Origin of the sequence: Pseudomonas asturiensis (genome assembly GCF_900143095.1) — a bacterium.
Classification (GTDB): domain Bacteria; phylum Pseudomonadota; class Gammaproteobacteria; order Pseudomonadales; family Pseudomonadaceae; genus Aquipseudomonas; species Aquipseudomonas asturiensis.
In genome coordinates this window covers 63,476-79,999 of the sequence record NZ_FRDA01000025.1, presented here as the reverse complement: position 1 = coordinate 79,999, position 16,524 = coordinate 63,476, and the positions used below count along the sequence as shown (strand labels likewise).

13 protein-coding genes and 1 pseudogene are annotated in these 16,524 nt (G+C 61.9%); 9 read left to right on the top strand and 5 right to left on the bottom strand.

The window, feature by feature from the left end; genetic code table 11:
* Positions 1 to 315, top strand: a 315-nt coding sequence (locus tag BUB69_RS27030) for a transposase (RefSeq protein ID WP_141121917.1), incomplete at its 5' end; no start/stop codon positions are given.
* 56 nt (positions 316 to 371) lie between these two features.
* Here the strand turns inward: BUB69_RS27030 and cfaB are convergent.
* From cfaB to hflK (BUB69_RS27005), 5 genes are all read right to left on the bottom strand, one after another.
* Positions 372 to 1,556 (bottom strand): C17 cyclopropane fatty acid synthase CfaB, encoded by a 1,185-nt coding sequence (gene cfaB / locus BUB69_RS27025; RefSeq protein WP_073172974.1) that lies wholly within the window; start codon positions 1,554 to 1,556, stop codon positions 372 to 374.
* Positions 1,557 to 1,844: 288 nt separating this feature from the next.
* Positions 1,845 to 3,770 carry a cation-translocating P-type ATPase gene (locus BUB69_RS27020; RefSeq protein ID WP_073172970.1) on the bottom strand — a complete coding sequence of 642 codons (1,926 nt, stop codon included), beginning with the start codon at positions 3,768 to 3,770 and terminating at the stop codon, positions 1,845 to 1,847.
* Entirely contained in the window at positions 3,767 to 4,837 is a 1,071-nt protein-coding gene (gene hflK / locus BUB69_RS27015) for a protease modulator HflK (protein ID WP_073172967.1), read from the bottom strand. Before hflK (BUB69_RS27015) ends, BUB69_RS27020 begins: the two co-directional genes overlap by 4 nt.
* Positions 4,834 to 5,856 (bottom strand): protease modulator HflC, encoded by a 1,023-nt coding sequence (gene hflC / locus BUB69_RS27010; protein ID WP_073172963.1) that lies wholly within the window; start codon positions 5,854 to 5,856, stop codon positions 4,834 to 4,836. Before hflC ends, hflK (BUB69_RS27015) begins: the two co-directional genes overlap by 4 nt.
* Before the next feature lie 11 nt (positions 5,857 to 5,867).
* Positions 5,868 to 7,808, bottom strand: coding sequence for a protease modulator HflK (hflK, locus tag BUB69_RS27005; RefSeq protein ID WP_073172960.1), 1,941 nt, complete (start codon positions 7,806 to 7,808; stop codon positions 5,868 to 5,870).
* Positions 7,809 to 8,099: 291 nt separating this feature from the next.
* On the opposite strand from hflK (BUB69_RS27005), the gene BUB69_RS27000 reads away from it, so the two are divergent.
* From BUB69_RS27000 to BUB69_RS26965, 8 genes and pseudogenes are all read left to right on the top strand, one after another.
* Positions 8,100 to 8,717 (top strand): CDP-alcohol phosphatidyltransferase family protein, encoded by a 618-nt coding sequence (locus tag BUB69_RS27000; protein ID WP_073172957.1) that lies wholly within the window; start codon positions 8,100 to 8,102, stop codon positions 8,715 to 8,717.
* A gap of 33 nt (positions 8,718 to 8,750) precedes the next feature.
* The gene (locus BUB69_RS26995) at positions 8,751 to 10,508 is read left to right on the top strand and encodes a bifunctional alpha/beta hydrolase/class I SAM-dependent methyltransferase (protein ID WP_073172954.1); all 1,758 of its coding nucleotides are present in this window, start codon (positions 8,751 to 8,753) and stop codon (positions 10,506 to 10,508) included.
* Positions 10,505 to 11,842 (top strand): phosphatase PAP2/dual specificity phosphatase family protein, encoded by a 1,338-nt coding sequence (locus BUB69_RS26990; RefSeq protein ID WP_073172950.1) that lies wholly within the window; start codon positions 10,505 to 10,507, stop codon positions 11,840 to 11,842. Before BUB69_RS26995 ends, BUB69_RS26990 begins: the two co-directional genes overlap by 4 nt.
* A 227-nt stretch (positions 11,843 to 12,069) precedes the next feature.
* Positions 12,070 to 12,525 carry a hypothetical protein gene (locus BUB69_RS26985; protein ID WP_073172947.1) on the top strand — a complete coding sequence of 152 codons (456 nt, stop codon included), beginning with the start codon at positions 12,070 to 12,072 and terminating at the stop codon, positions 12,523 to 12,525.
* 8 nt (positions 12,526 to 12,533) lie between these two features.
* A complete protein-coding gene (locus tag BUB69_RS26980) occupies positions 12,534 to 13,166 on the top strand; it encodes a lysophospholipid acyltransferase family protein (protein WP_073172944.1) in 633 nt (210 codons plus the stop codon).
* The gene (locus BUB69_RS26975) at positions 13,166 to 14,095 is read left to right on the top strand and encodes a phosphatidate cytidylyltransferase (protein WP_024686436.1); all 930 of its coding nucleotides are present in this window, start codon (positions 13,166 to 13,168) and stop codon (positions 14,093 to 14,095) included. Before BUB69_RS26980 ends, BUB69_RS26975 begins: the two co-directional genes overlap by 1 nt.
* Before the next feature lie 3 nt (positions 14,096 to 14,098).
* Positions 14,099 to 14,336, top strand: a pseudogene (locus BUB69_RS26970) (dihydrolipoyl dehydrogenase); the annotation flags it as partial.
* A 183-nt stretch (positions 14,337 to 14,519) separates the two neighbouring features.
* Positions 14,520 to 16,139: a glucan biosynthesis protein D gene (locus tag BUB69_RS26965; protein WP_073172941.1), complete on the top strand. Its 1,620-nt coding sequence runs from the start codon at positions 14,520 to 14,522 to the stop codon at positions 16,137 to 16,139.
* The last annotated feature ends 385 nt before the right edge of the window (positions 16,140 to 16,524 follow it).

Below are 16,524 nucleotides of genomic sequence, written 5' to 3'. Positions count from 1 at the left end.
CGAGGCGACTTTAAAAGCAGCGATTCTTTCATCGCTTTTTTGGGCATGGATCTGAGGGTGAGTGACTCGGGCCAAAAAAATGGTCGTAGATCCTTAACCAAGCGAGGGTGCTCGGAAGTTCGTCGATTACTGCATAACGCAGCCATGTCGGCCTGTCGATCAAGTACCTGGAAAGGGTTCTACAACGAACACCTGAGCAGCGGAAAAGCGACTACCCAGGTGCTTGTCATGCTCAGCCGTAAGCTCGCTCGGATCGCGTTCTCCCTGCTGAAAAATCAGAGCGAGTACCAACCGAAAGGGCTGATTATGGCTTGATGACAACCATAGAATCTCCCACGGTTCGCGCAACCGTTTCTATGCAGTCATTTGCATTACCGATACACATCCTCGCGCGTCAGCGGCAATCCCGTTCCGCCATCCGCAAACGGCTTCACCGCCAGTATCTGGTGCAGGTTGATCCAGCCCCGCGCAAATGCGTAGGCGCAGCCGGCCAGGTACAGCCGCCAGATGCGCAGCGTGTGCTCCGCAACCATGGCAGCGGCTTCGCCGAGGCGGGATTCGAGTCGGGCGCTCCAGTGCTCCAGGGTCATGGCATAGTGCGGACGCAGACTTTCGACATCGACCACTTCAAGCCCGGCCTCGCTGATATGCGCACTGATCATCGCCAGGTGCGGCAGCTCACCGTTGGGGAATACGTAGCGATCGATGAACTCACCCGCCCCGCGTCCCACCGGACGTCCGTCGGTGTGTCTGGCAGTGATGCCATGGTTCATCACCAGACCGCCCTCCTTCACTGCGCCAAACAGGCGCTGGGAATACAGCGGCAGGTTGGCGTGGCCGACATGCTCGAACATGCCGACGCTGACCACCTTGTCGAAGCGGCCGTCTTGCGGCAGATCACGATAATCGAGCAGCTCAAGCTGGACCTGACTCTCCAGCCCTTCAGCCTTCACACGCTCACGTGCCAGCGCCAGCTGCTCGCGGCTGAGCGTGATTCCAAAGACCCTGGCGCCATACTCGCGTGCTGCAAAGCGCGCCAGACCGCCCCAGCCGCACCCCACGTCCAGCAGATACTCGCCCCGCGTGAGGCGCAGTTTGCGGCACAGGTGATGGAATTTGTCCTGCTGCGCCTGCTCCAGCGACTCATTACCGGTCTTGAAGTAGGCGCAGGAATACACCATCTCCTGGTCGAGCCAGAGCTGGTAGAAGTCATTGGAAAGATCGTAGTGGTACGAGATCGAGGCGGCGTCAGTGGCCTTGTCGTGCCGGGTGCGTACCGGCGTGTCGGAATCTTCATCCTCCACCAGTGCATGAGTCAGCTCGTCGCACACCCTGACCACTTCACGGATGGAGCCCTCAAGTTCAAGTCGCCCTTCCACGAATGCGCGGCCCAGCAAGTCCAGACTGGGGTGGGTGAAATCTGACACCAGTTGCGGGTCTTTGACCACGATAGTGACGCTGGGATCAGGCCCCAGGTCCATTTGATGCCCGTCCCAGAGCTTGAGACGCAACGGCAGATGAAGGTTCTGCAAGGCCGACGGAAGTTGCGTGAGCATACAAAATCACCCCCTTATCCAGAAACTCGAAAAGAGCATCCAGGACAAGCCCTCCAAAAGGGCCGATAGGCTAATGGCGATGGCGAAACTGCATTGAATCAACTTCCGGGGAACAGCCTTGTGCCCACTGACTCGCGCCAGACGACAGCCTGAATCTGGATCGCACTCTGATAACACCGTTAATTTGTAACAGAGTTCTTCAAAGCTCAAGCCATTTTTTGTACGTAAAACCCGGCAATGACCTGAGCGGTCCAGGGATGACGACTGCTATTCATGCCTGCGAACCGCTCACAATTTGATCAGCGGCTCCTGAAAACGTAGCAGACGCCCGGCATTGCCCAAGACCAGTAAGGTACTGAGGTTGTGCAAAATGGCAGCAATCATCGCGCCCGCTGCGCCCAGCAGACCAAAGGCCGCCAGTGCGACGATGGCCAGCGTCCAGCCCAGGCCGATGATCACGTTCACGTGCAGGGTCTGACGGCACTGACGGCTCAGGCGCACGCAAGTGCCCAAGCGGCGCAGATCACTGCCGATCAACACGATATCGGCCGAGGCCAGTGCGATGTCTGCACCGCCCGCCCCCATCGCCACACCGACTACGCCGGCCTTAAGCGCCAGCGAGTCGTTGACGCCGTCACCCACCACCATGGGCCTGAAGCCACTGGCAATCTCGCCCATCACCCGGTTGAGCTTGTCTTCCGGCAGCGCCTGCGCGTGAACGTCGGTAATGCCGACCTCCCGGGCCAGTTGATGAGCCACACTCTGGCGGTCGCCAGTCAGCAGCAGTTGCCTGCCCATGCCCAACTCGCGCAACGCCTGCAATGCAGCCTGCGCTTCCGGCTTGAGGGTGTCGGCCAGCAACAGCCAGGCAAGAAACTCGCCATTGAGCGACAGGCCCGCCAGCGGTCCGTCGTGCTCGGGGACATTCGGGGTAACGATACCCAGTTGCTCGAACAACTCGGGACGACCCAGCGCCGCATCGCCGTGCCCGGTCGACGCCACCACACCCAGCCCCTGACGCTCGCGAATGTCGGTCAACGGCATCAACGCAGACTTATCCACAAGCCCGGCCAGCGCCCGACTGACCGGGTGACTGCTGGCAGACCCAAGGCTGGCCGCCAGTTCCAGCAATTGCGGATGTTGCGCACCCCGCGCCTGTATCGACTGCAATCGCAAGCGGCCGAACGTCAGGGTCCCGGTTTTATCCACAACCAGCGACGTCAAGTCCGCCAGCTCCTCGAGAAACGCCGAGCTGCGAATCAGAATACCGTGGCGCGCCGCTACAGCGATGCCGGCGATGGCGGTGGCCGGAGCCGAGAGCACCAACGCACAAGGACAGGCCGCCACCAGCACCGCCAGCATCGCCTGGGCGTCGTTTGTGATGAACCAGGTCAGCGCGGCAATCAGCAACACCAGCACCATATAACTGCCTGCATACCGCTCCAGCAGGCGCGTGATCGGCGGCTTGGAGCGCTCGGCGCTCTGCATCAGGGCGATGACCTTGCCCAGCGTGGACTCCTCGCCGATGCGTGTCACTTCAATGCGCAGCAGACCATCAAGGTTGATCGCGCCGCCAAAGACTTCCACACCCACCGTCGCCTCCAGCGGCACCGACTCACCGGTGATCGACGACGTGTCGAGACTGGCCTGGCCAGAGAGGACGCGTCCGTCCGCCGGAACCCGATCTCCGGCCCGCACTTCGACCTGATCGCCCGCTTTCAGCGTTGTGTTATCGACCTCGCGAACACTGCCATCGGCGGCCAGCAACCGGGCATGGCTGCGGGTCAGGCGGCCCAGTGCCTCAATGGCTTCCTGCGAGCCGATCACACTGCGTTCTTCCAGCACATGGCCGAAGATCATGATGATGGGCAGCAAGGCGGCAGTCATCAGGTCGCCTGTGGCCCACGCGCCCAGCATCGCCAGCGCAATCAGTTGATCGGTGATGCCATGCAGGCTCGGATGCCGCAGGCTGTGCCAGCCGGCACTGACCACCGGGATTGCAACCAACAGCGAGGCCGCGCCCAGCAGCAGCTGACTGACACCGGTCTGCTGGGGCGCAATAAACCGCCAGATCAGGCCAAGCCCCAGCAAGCCCAACGCCAGCATCGCCAGCGTCAACTGGCGTGCCGCACTGCGCTGCTCGGCCCCACTCAACATGCTGCCGGCTACGTGCGGTTTGGCAGGTTCGTGGGTGTGAACGGCTTCGCCACTCATTGTTGTGCTCCCTGAATGATCAGGCGGGAATCGTCTTTGGGATCGACCGTCGTGACGGAACCGGCCTGACGCAGAATGCCGGGAATCCGCTCGCGATAGAGGCGTTGCAACAGGCCGGGGTCGCTGCGGTTCTGCACCGACTGCGTCAGGCTGACCACCGTGGCGGTATCCGTCTGCGCCCTGGCCAGCCGTTCAGACGCCTGGGCGTGCGCCACCTGCAGGGTTCGGTCGGCTTGCTGATTGGCGGTCTGGGTCAGTTTTTCGGCATCGGTGCGGGCATTGGCCACCGCTTGATCCGCCTGCTGGCTGGCGGTCAGCACAGCATTGAACGCATTGACTGCCGACGCCGGCAGGCTCGACTGCACGTCAACGCGAGCGACTTCGATGCCGATGCTCATGCCCTCGTCTTTCAGTGCGGCCAGACGCTGATTGATGCCGCGCACCAGATCGCCGCGCAGACGTTCGCGTCGCTCTGCTGCCTGGCTGTCGGCGCGCATCAGTTCAGGCCGTGCGACCAGAATGGTGTCCAGATCCCGCGCAGCTGCCAGCGCCACCGCGCTGCGATTGACCAGCCGATCCAGTGCAGGCTGCACATGCTCGCCCTGCAACACGAAGGCATAAGGGTCCGTGACCTTGTAGAACACCGTCACGTCCAGTTGGACCACACCGGCATCACCCGTCAGCAGAAAGCCCGAGCCTGCCAGCGCGTCGCTGATCGGTGCCGACAACGTCGCGATTTCGTCCGCCTTCTGGGCCGCTGACGAGCGCAGCAGGGTTTCGACACGTCGCTCGATCACTCGATCAGCCGAGGGCAACAGCACCACGTGTTCGAAGGGTTGCGGCCAGGCTGTCAGCAAGCCTGCGTTCTGGATGCGTTCAAGCGCACCGAAACGCATGACCACGGCACGATTCTGCGGATCGATCTGGCGCACGTTGGAGGTGATCCAGCCCAGCGCCGCCAGCAGCGTGACGCCGTACAACCCCAGAAACGCCAGGCGACTGGCCTGCAGCCAGGGCCCGTTACTGGCTGGACGCTGTGACGCGGTGTCGGCAGCAGGCTCGCTCATGGCTGCGATCCACTCTTGCCGTCCAGTGTCGGCGGACCATCGACCAGCACGCGGAACGGTGCAGCATCGGTGCGCAGGATCAGGCGGGTGCTGGGCGTAACCACCGTACCCAGCGTATCCAGCGAGCGCAGCAGGTTGTAGAGCTGTGGCGAACCGGCGTAGGCACGGCCGTAAATCTGCGCGGCCTCGACGCGTGATTGCGCCTCGATGTCAGCCGCCTTGACCGTCGCGTCGGCTTCGACGATGCGCGCATCGCGCTCGGCTGCCGAGCGAATCTGCGCCGCTTCACGCTTGCCCACGGCGGTGCGTTCGGTGGCGATGGTTTCGCGCTCGGCACGCATCCGGTCAACGGTGGCGTTGAGCGTCACCGACGGCAAGGTCAGGCGTTCGACGCCGACCTGCAGCACGCGCACGCCGTAGGTGGCGAGCAACTGCTGATCGATCTGCTGACGCAACTGGTTCTCGAACGCCGTGATGTTCACTTTGTTTGCGTCAGTATTGATCAAGCTGGACAGGTCGAAGCTGCTGGCCGTGGTCTCCAGCGCAGAACCGACAAAGGTGCGGATCTGCCGCGCCGCTTCGTCCGGCTGGTTCTGCACCGCACGCATGAAGCGCTGCACGTTGTCCGCGTCGCCCTGAACCTGCCATGCCACGTAAGCCTGAACGATGATCCGCAAGCCATCACGGGTGCCGACATCCTGCAGACCACTGGAGGTCGTGCGCAGGCGCAGGTCAACCGGAATGGTCGCCTCGAACGGCGCAGGCCAGCGCCAGTTCAGGCCCGGCTCCAGCAGTACGCGGGACGGGTTGCCGAAACGGGTGACGACTGTCGCCTCGCCCGAGCGCACCTGCACCAGGCTTGCTGCGGCGATGGCGAACAGGACCAATACCGCAGCCAGACTCGCCCGCCGCCATGGAAACGCAGCCGGACCCGCCGCTTCATGATGATGATGGTGGTGGTGACCGTGACCGCTGTGATCGTGGTGGCTGTGATCGTGATGATGATGGAACAGACTCAAGGGACGACTCCTTACTGAGCGGCTTTACGCGGCGCCGTTGGGTCTGCCGGTGGTGTGAAGGAACGCAGGTCGAGGGTCGGCGCGTTGTCGCCGCCCAGACGGTGATCGAGTATCAGCAGCTTTGCATTGCCCAGCCCTTCATTCAGGCGCGTCAGGTAATGCTCCAGCAGAAATGCCTGCCCGGCGCTGCTGTACGCCTGGCGCTCGGCGCCGAATTGCAGATCGGCACCTTGTGCCGTGGCCAGCACTTCGCGGGCAGTGGCGCTGGCCTGATCATGGGCGACGCTGGCGTTGAGTTGCGCCTGGTTGGCCTTGTCACTCGCTGCGCCGCGCTCGCGGGAAATCAGTGCCTGCGCACCAATCTGCGCCGCCTGCACCGCGTGATAGGCATTGGCGGCACCGGCCGGCGGGTGAATCGCCTCGACCACGGTGGCGAGAATTTCCACGCCGCTGTCCAGCCGCTGCAAGTCGGCCTGCACGGCCTCGCCGATGTCTTGCGCCAGACCGCCACGTTGCTCGCCGAGCAGTTCATCCAGCGTACGCGAGGCAAAGTCGTGCACCAGCACGCGGCTGGCGGTACTGCGAATCAACGCAGGCACATCGGCACTGTTGTAGGTGGCCGCCAGTGCTGCGGCATCCGTCAGGCCGATGCGGTAAACGAAACGCACGTCCATGTTGACGATCTGAAAGCTTTGTTTCTCGCCTGCGCTGCTGGCAATGACCTGGGATTTCTCATTGATGTGGCTGGCGTCCCACAGGCGGTTGGCGCTGGCCGGTGGCGGTCCTTCGGCAGGATCGGCCACCTGCTCCACGTCACTGGCGGGAGACACACTGGTCGCCAGCTCATGAACCACACCATTTTCAACGGCCAGCACGCGACCGAACGGCCACGGCAAACCGGCATGCAGGCCTGGGCCGAACACCTCGACCGGCTTGCCAAAGCGTTCATAGATACCTCGCCCCTGCAGCGGGATTTCATGCACGCCGGTCAGCGCCCAACCCAAGGCTGTCACGACCGCCAGCACCGGCAGAAAGGCCCGACGCATGTAGGTGAATGCCCAGATCTGGCGCAGATCGATGCCGAAACGGTTATGCAGTTCATGCTGCAAGGCCAGCAGCGGGCGCGGTGGCCAGCGCAGCAGATCGGCCACGAAACTGCTGGCCAGCAAGCGAGGCTCAAGGCGCTCGTTACGAGGGCTGAACAGCGACAGCACCGCGCGGAGCAGAAACTCGATAGCAACCGCCATCGGCAACAGGCCAATAAACACCGCCAGACGTGCTGGCCAGACCCGGTCGGCGCTGGAGAAAAACAGGCACAGCGCGCCGGACAGCAGCACGACAATCGCCATGCGCGCCAGTCTGCAAAGCGGCTCGGCTTCAGGCCACTGGGTGTCGCTGTGCAACTGACGTTCGAACACCAGCAAGCCGAACGCCAGCAACAGCATCACGCTGCCTGCCAGGCTGGCCAGTGAAGAAATATCGTTGCCGGGCAACGTCAGGTCCCAGATGGATCGGATACTGATCAGAACCAGCAGTGCCCAGCCGGCGAGCCACAGTGTCGAGGCGCCCACCTGACGCACCAGCGACTCACCCGAATGGCTCAGGCGCGTCAGCAGACGTTCGTACCAGCCCGCGTCCTCAACGAGGGGATCGCTTTCAGGTTCGGTCGCCGCGGACGAACCCAGCGCCATGTTCCGCCAGACCGACACACTCTTGGCCGATTGCGCGGCAGCGGCCAGCAACAGCAAGGCCGCGCCACTGTTCACCAGTACGGCCATCCACAGTGAGCCCGGGGAAAAAAGATCGACAAAGAACGCCAGCACCCCGGCGGCAATGCCAAGCCCTGCGGTCACGTACATGACCTGCGCGAGACGTCGAACCTGACGCGCCGCCATTTGAAAACGCGGCAGACCTGCAAGGTCTGCGTGTTCGACATCCAGATCAACCCGCATCACTACCCCGGAACCTGCCCACAATTGCCATCGGCCTGCTGGAGGCCCGTTTCGGCTGTCTGAATGACCGGCATCATAGCGTTATGATGTAACAACCGGAGTGAAATTTTCTTCAGGTTCAACCCGTGTTCAGCGAGCCCTCGCGCCCACGAATTTATCAACGGTGAGACACATCGCACAAACAGCAGTGCGTGATACAGGTCACATTATGTTTCACTAGCGGCCTGGCCTGCGCCGCCGCCTGAATGGCAGCAGGGCTTTGTAGTTATCCACAGACACGGATGCTCTTCGTTGATTTCTATCTACCAGCTCAAACCCCGCTTTCAAAACCTGCTGCGCCCTGCCGTGCAGCGCCTGTACGACCGTGGCGTGACCGCCAATCAGGTCACGCTTGCCGCCTGCGCAGTGTCCTTGCTGGTCGGCGCCATCGCCGCGCTGTCGATTCCGCATTACGCCGTGTTCGCGCTGATCCCGCTGTGGATGATCCTGCGCATGGCGCTCAACGCCATCGATGGCATGCTCGCACGCGAGTTCGGCCAGAAGTCCCGACTCGGGGCTTACCTCAACGAATTGACCGATGTGATTGCCGACAGCGCGCTGTTCCTGCCGTTTGCCCTGATACCAGACGTCAGCATCGGACTGGTGCTGGCCGTCACACTGCTGGCGATCTTCACGGAATACGCAGGCGTGCTCGGCCCGATGGTCGGTGCATCCCGACGCTACGACGGCCCCATGGGCAAGAGCGACCGCGCCCTGGTCTTTGGCGTACTGGGCGCAGGCGTTGCGGTCGGCTGGTTGCCCGCCCTGTGGATAAATGGCGTCCTCGCCATCGTCTGCGCGCTGCTGGTCTACACCCTGTACAACCGCGTTCGGCGCGGTCTGGAAGAATCCACCTCCCCTCAAGAATAAGCAGCCACAAGCCTCCGGCGTAAGGAAGTTGCAATGCGTGAGATGAATGATCGGCGCTTCACGACTCATGACGGGGTAGAGCTGTTCTACCGCCACTGGCCTGCAACGACGCAGACCGCTGACGCCCCTCGACAGGCCATTGTGTTGTTCCACCGGGGCCACGAGCACTCGGGGCGCATCGCCCATCTGGTCGATGAACTGGACCTGCCGGGCTTCGATTTCTTCGCCTGGGATGCACGCGGCCACGGCCAGTCGCCCGGCGCACGTGGCGACAGCCCAAGCTTTGCGACCAGCGTTCGCGACGTGCAGACTTTCGTCGACCACCTGAGCGTGACCTTCGATATTCCCGAAGAGAACATGGCCGTGATTGCCCAGAGCGTCGGCGCGGTCATTGCCGCCACCTGGGCTCACGATTACGCGCCGAAAATCCGTTCACTGGTCCTCGCCTCGCCAGCCTTCAAGGTCAAGCTTTACGTGCCGTTCGCACGCTCGGGTCTGGCGCTGATGCGCACGTTCAAGGGCAACTTTTTCGTCAACAGTTACGTCAAGGCACGCTTCCTGAGCCACGACCCACAGCGCATCGCCTCTTATGACAGCGACCCGTTGATCACCAAGGCCATCTCGGTGAATGTGCTGCTGGGTCTGTACGAAGCCGCCGACCGAGTGGTTGCCGACGCCCAGGCGATCCAGATTCCGACCCAGTTGTTGATCTCCGGCGCAGACTTCGTGGTGCATCGCGGCCCGCAGGAACGGTTTTTCGACGGGCTGGGCAGCGTGCGCAAGGAAAAACACATCCTGCCGGGCTTCTTCCACGACACACTGGGCGAGCGCGACCGCCACCTGGCGATCAGCCGTGCGCGGCGCTTCGTGCTGCAGAATTTCGAAACCCCGGTGGCGCGACCTTCCCTGCTGGACGCCGATAAACTGGGCGTGACCTGCGCTGAATCCGAAGAGCTGGCCGCGCCGCTGCCGCACAATTCATTGCGCGACCTCTACTGGCGCATGACGCGTGCCAGCATGCGCCTGGGCAGCAAGTTATCCACAGGCGTGAAACTGGGCTTCGACACCGGTTTCGATTCCGGCAGCACGCTGGATTACGTTTATCGCAACAAACCCACCGGCACTGGCGCGCTGGGCCGGATGATCGACAAGAATTACCTGCAATCCATCGGCTGGCGCGGGATTCGTCAGCGCAAGATCCACGCCGAGGAATTGTTGCGACTGGCGATGGCGCACCTGCGCAATCAGGGCAAGCCGGTACGTATCGTGGATATCGCCGCCGGGCATGGCCGTTACATTCTTGAATCGCTGCAAGGCGTCGACCCGCTGCCCGAGTCGATCTTGCTGCGTGACTACAGCGACATCAACGTGCGCGACGGCAGCCTGCTGATCGAACAGAAAGACCTGGAAGACGTCGCGCGTTTCGTCAAGGGCGATGCCTTCGACCGCGCCGACCTGGCCGCGCTGGACCCCAAACCCACGCTGGCGGTGGTATCGGGCCTTTACGAACTGTTCGCCAGCAACCAGATGGTCGGCGATTCGCTCGCCGGGCTGGCAGCGGCCGTCGAGCCTGGCGGTTATCTGGTGTACACCGGACAACCCTGGCACCCGCAGCTGGAACTGATCGCCCGCGCCCTGACCAGCCACCGTCAGGGGCAGGCCTGGGTCATGCGTCGTCGCAGCCAGTCGGAGATGGATCAACTGGTCGAGGCCGCCGGCTTTCGCAAGATCACCCAGCGCGTGGATGAATGGGGGATTTTCACGGTATCCCTTGCGCAGCGTATCCAGTGAACAAGGTTCGCGAGCGGGGCCTGTGGAAAAGAGCGGTGGTCTGGCTGCTGGTGCTGGCACCGTTCTTTTTCGCCAGCTACGGCTTTGCCACCTGGTACACGTCCCAGCGCAGTGATGTCGGCACCCTGGCGTTCGACTGGGAAAGCCATATGCCGTTCTGGGCCTGGACCATCGTGCCCTACTGGTCCATCGACCTGCTGTACGGTTTTTCGCTGCTGGCCTGCCTGACGCGCCGGGAGCTCGATACTCACGCGCTGCGCCTGTTCAGTGCTCAGGTGATCGCCGTCAGCTGCTTCCTGCTCTGGCCGCTGCGCTTCACCTTCGAGCGCCCGGAACTGGATGGCGTGTTCGGCTGGCTGTTCGCCGTGCTGGCCGGATTCGACAAACCGTTCAACCAGGCGCCCTCGCTGCACATTGCGCTGCTGGTGGTGCTGTGGGTCTGCTACGACCGCTATGCGCGGCATTTTCATGTGGCGTGGCGCTGGCTGCTGCACAGTTGGTTCGCACTGATCGGCGTGTCGGTACTGACGACGTATCAGCATCACTTCATCGACTTACCCACAGGCGCGCTGGCCGGCTGGCTGTGCGTCTGGTTCTGGCCCGATGAAGGCCGCAGCCCTTTACTGGCCGCCCGCCTGACCCGGCAGCCGCAGCGACTCAAGCTGGCGCTGTTCTACGGCATTGGCGCGCTGCTGCTGGCGACGCCCGTATTCACCCTGGGCGGCGGCTGGCTCTGGCTGGCATGGCCTGCCATGTCCCTGCTGCTGGTGGCGCTGAATTATCTGGTGTTTGACGCGGCGGGTTTCCAGAAGCGCCAAGACGGAACGTTATCCCCAGCGGCGTGCTGGCTGATGGCGCCCTACCTGATCGGCGCATGGGTCAATTCACGGCTGTGGACAAAAAAACGGCCCGATCCTGATCAGGTTGTGGACAACATCTGGCTGGGTCGTGTGCCGGATGCAAAACAGCTGCAGCCATTCAGTGCGGTTGTGGATATGTGCGCCGAAATCCCGCTCAGTGTCGGCTCGACAAGTTATCAACAGGTTGCGGCGCTGGATCTGGTGCCACTGACCCCCGAGCAATGCCGACAGGCTGCTGAGGCTATCGAGCGCCTGCGCGCCAATGGTCCACTGCTGGTGTGCTGCGCCCTGGGATACTCGCGCAGCGCAATGGCCGTGGCCGCATGGTTGCTGCACAGCGGGCGGGCGCGGTCTGTGGATAACGCCATCGAGTTGATTCGCAAGGCAAGGCCGGGTGTCGTGCTGCGCAGTGGCCATGTGGATATCTTGAATGACTTCGCAGGATTTTCATTTAAAGCGCCTGTGTCTGGCTGAAACACCAAGGCCCATGAAATGACACGGGCCAGCAGGAGGCGGCTTGCCGGCGATGAACGATGACGCGATGTTCCTGAAATACCGCGTCGACCTCATCACGGGCAAGCCTCCTCCCACGGGCCGTCGCTTGCCCCATGACAGCGCTGTAGTGGGGTCGTGGTGAGGCTTGCCACGCTCAGCTTTCACAGGTCATTACCGGAACCACTTATCCACAGGAGTGCTCAATCATGTCATCGGAAATGCAGCTGCATGTGGTGGCCGCGCTGCTTCGGCGTGGCAAGTCGCTGGATTACTTGTCCACTGGCCTGCTGCTGCTAAGCCTGCTGTTCGGCCTGATGCAGCTGTGGGCTGGTTCTGCCAGCGTATTGATGATGATGTTGCTGGCGTGCATGGTCCTCACCGGTGGGCTGGCCAAATCCCAGGCGTTTCGCGTCGCGTTCGATGCCGATCTGTTCCAGCACATGGCTGATCGCCCGAGCCAGTTGAGTGATCGCACTCAAGAGCTCGATCAGGTACTGGCCGACCTCAGGCTGCAGCCCATCGAGAAAGGCGGCCGACCCTGGGGGCTGCGCACGCAAGGCGCACTCAGGCAATTGCGACTGCAGGTCCGTTATATCGCGCTCCAGTTGCTATGGCTGGTGGCCGCCATTTTTATCTTTCCCTGGCTGTCCTTCGCTCAATAGGAATTGTCATGTTCGAACCTCTGGTCGCCACGATCATTACCGCCGGTGCGCGCAGCATCACCGGCGCTCGCAGCCTGTGGCTGGGCTGTACGCCCGAGCCCCGGCAGCGGATCTACTATGCCAACCACAGCAGCCACGGTGACTTTGTGCTGCTCTGGGCTTCGCTGCCACCTGCCTTGCGCAAGACGGCCAGGCCTGTTGCCGGTGCCGATTACTGGCAAACCAGCCCGCTGCGCCGCTACATCATCAACCGCGTGTTCAATGGCGTGCTGGTGGACCGCAATCGAAGCTCCACGCCGGATGCGCCCGTTAAAAACCCTTTGCAGCCCATGCTCGAAGCACTGGAAAACGGCGACTCGCTGATCCTGTTTCCAGAAGGCACGCGCAACCCGGACGAAGGCCTGCTGCCGTTCAAGAGCGGGCTGTTTCATCTGGCGCAAAGTTATCCCCAGGTGGATCTGGTGCCAGTGTGGATATCCAACCTCAACCGCGTCATGCCCAAGGGCCGCATGTTGCCGCTGCCGTTGTTATGCACAACCAGCTTCGGCGCACCGCTGCGGCTGGACAGTGAAGAAAGCAAAGAGCAATTCCTCGCCCGCAGTCGTGATGCACTGCTGGCCCTGGCACCGGAGCCGCTGTAATGGATAACCAGACTCAAATGCTGTTCATGGGCATCGGCGCTGTCCTGCTGCTGGCCTCGCTGATCGGCTACGTACTCAAACGCCGGGCAGGCGGACCGAACTCGGTCATCGACAACCTGAACGCGCGAATCAACGCGTGGTGGGTCATGGTGCTGGTGATCGGCATAGCCTTCTGGCTTGGCCAGGGCGCGGTCATCCTGCTGTTCTACGCAGTGTCGTTCTACGCCCTGCGCGAATTCCTGACCCTGACGCCGACCCGGCGCAGCGACTACCCCGCGCTGGTGGCCGCGTTCTATCTGGCGCTGCCGCTGCAGTACGTGTTGATCGCCATGAACTGGTACGGGCTGTTCTCGATCTTCATTCCGGTCTACGTGTTTCTGCTGCTGCCGATCCTCGCGTCTCTGGGTGGCGACAGCAAACACTTCCTGGAGCGAGCCTCGAAGGTGCAATGGGGCCTGATGATCGCCGTTTTCTGTGTGTCCTACGTGCCAGCCCTGCTGACGCTGGAAATCGCAGGCTACGAAGGCCGCAACCTGTTGCTGATTGCCTATCTGGTGATCGTGGTGCAGATCTCGGACGTGCTGCAGTACGTGTGCGGCAAGCTGTTCGGCAAACGCAAGATCGCGCCCAACCTCTCGCCGTCCAAGACCGTCGAAGGCTTCGTCGGCGGCATCGCCCTGGCTTCGCTGATTGGCGGCGCGCTGTTCTGGATCACGCCATTCAACCCGTGGCAGTCAGCACTGATCGCGCTGCTCATCAACCTGCTGGGCTTTGCTGGCGGCATCGTGATGTCCGCCATCAAACGTGACCGGGGCGTGAAGGACTGGGGCCATATGATCGAAGGCCACGGCGGCATGCTAGACCGGCTGGATTCGGTGTGTTTCGCCGCACCGATTTTCTTCCACCTGGTGCGCTACTGGTGGACATGAGGGGTCAACAACGAGACCGAAGGTTTCGCCAGCGTATTGGCCGATGAGCGCACCGATGAGGTCCTCGGGGGTGCATCTGGTGGGTCCGTCGGTCAGCGAAATGATTGCTGAATATTGCATGGCCATGGAGTTCTCGGCTTCCTCCGACGACATCGCGCTGCCCAGCCATCAACACCCGACCCGCTCGCAAGCCTTGCGCCAAGCGGCGATGAGCGTGATCGGGCTACCGACACAGACCTGAACATCGCCCGTTTCAAACGCCCGACGCCGTTTTCATTCACCCTGAACGGCGTTTTTTTTCGGCCTATTTTCGAACCGGATCTCGTCTTTGTTATCTGTTGTGGGTAGTTTGCGTTCGGCAAGGAGTCGTTGGCGCGCCATTTTTTGTGCAGGACGCACAGAATTACCTAGAGGCTTCACCCTTATGAATCGCAGGAATCTCCTGAAAGCTTCCATGGCGTTGGCCGCTTATAGCAGCGTGTCGGCTTCAGGCTTATTTGCCGCTCGCGCACTGGCAGCAGCAGCCGATGGCGAAATCGAACACTTTGATTTCGCCGAGCTGCAGGCCCATGCCAAGAAGCTGGCCAGCAAAGGTTATGTGAGTACCAAGCAGGTGCTGCCACCGGTATTGGCCAACATGACGCCGCAGCAGTTCAACGCCATTCGCTACGACCCCGAACACTCCTTGTGGAAAGACGTCCACGGTCAACTGGACGTGCATTTCTTCCACGTCGGCATGGGTTTCAAGACGCCCGTGCGCATGTACAGCGTCGACCCGCAGAATAAGCAGGCGCGCGAGGTGCATTTCCGCCACGACCTGTTCAACTACGAAAGCAGCGGCATCGACAAGAACCTGGTCAAGGGCGACCTGGGCTTTGCCGGCTTCAAGCTGTTCAAGGCGCCTGAAATCGCCATCAACGACGTGGTCTCGTTCCTGGGCGCCAGCTATTTCCGCGCAGTCGACAGCAACAAGCAGTACGGCCTGTCTGCACGCGGTCTGGCCATCGACAGCTATGCCAAGCGTCAGGAAGAGTTCCCGGACTTCACCAAGTTCTGGTTCGAGACACCGGACAAGAACGCTACCCGCTTTGTGGTCTACGCCCTGCTCGACTCGCCGAGCGCGACCGGCGCGTACCGTTTCGACATCGACTGCCAGGCCGGTCAGGTGGTGATGGAGATCGATGCGCACATCAATGCCCGCGTGGATATCCAGCAACTCGGCATCTCGCCGATGACCAGCATGTTCAGCTGCGGGACCCACGAGCGCCGCATGTGCGACACGATTCACCCGCAGATCCACGACTCCGATCGCCTGTCGATGTGGCGCGGCAACGGCGAGTGGATCTGCCGTCCGCTGAACAACCCGGTCAAACCGCAGTTCAGCGCGTTCTCGGACAAAGACCCGAAAGGTTTCGGTCTGGTGCAGAGCGATCACGAATTCTCCAGCTATCAGGACACAGTGGTCTGGTACAGCCGTCGCCCGAGCCTGTGGGTCGAGCCGGTCACGCAGTGGGGTGAAGGCGAGGTCAGCCTGCTGGAACTGCCTACAACCGGCGAGACGATGGACAACATCGTGGTGTTCTGGACGCCGAAGACCCCGGTCAAGGCGGGCGACTCGCTGAACTACGGCTACAAGCTGTTCTGGAGTCCGTTGCCGCCGGTCAGTACGCCGCTGGCGCAGGTTCATGCCACGCGTTCCGGTATGGGCGGCTTCCTGGAAGGCTGGGCACCGGGCGAGCATTACCCGAAAACCTGGGCACGCCGCTTTGCGGTGGACTTCCATGGCGGCGGTCTGGATCGCCTGCCCGAAGGGACCGGCATCGAGCCGATCGTCACGGTCTCCCACGGCAAGGTGCAGGATTTCAACATCCTCGTGCTGCCGGACATCAAGGGTTACCGCATCACCTTCGACTGGGTGCCGGACAGTGACTCGGTGGAGCCTGTGGAAATGCGCATGTTCATCCGCACCGGTGACCGCACGTTGAGCGAAACGTGGCTGTACCAGTACTTCCCGCCAGCACCGGATCGCCGCAAGTATCCTTGAGGGGCTGACTGAAGCGCATTCGCGGGCAACTCTGCTTTCACACCGGAATGTGTGGAAGCTTGCTCGCGAAGGCTATGTTTCATACGCAACCTCTCGATTGGACGGACCGGCCCTTTCGCGAGCAAGCTCGCTCCCACAGGTGTTGCATTCGGTCAGTAAAATCGCCTTGTGCGCTGGCAGCTATCAAACGGATCACTCCGCAAGCAACCGGCCGAATAACGCACGTCCAGTGGGAGCGAGCTTGCTCGCGAAGGCTGTCTTTGAGGCACTACATTCGTGGGGCGGATGCACCGGCTTCATCGCCGTACTGCCGCCCGGAGCGCGCAGAAACAATCCAGCCTGCGGCACTCATCGGATAATCCGCTAATTCTGACGAATTAATTGA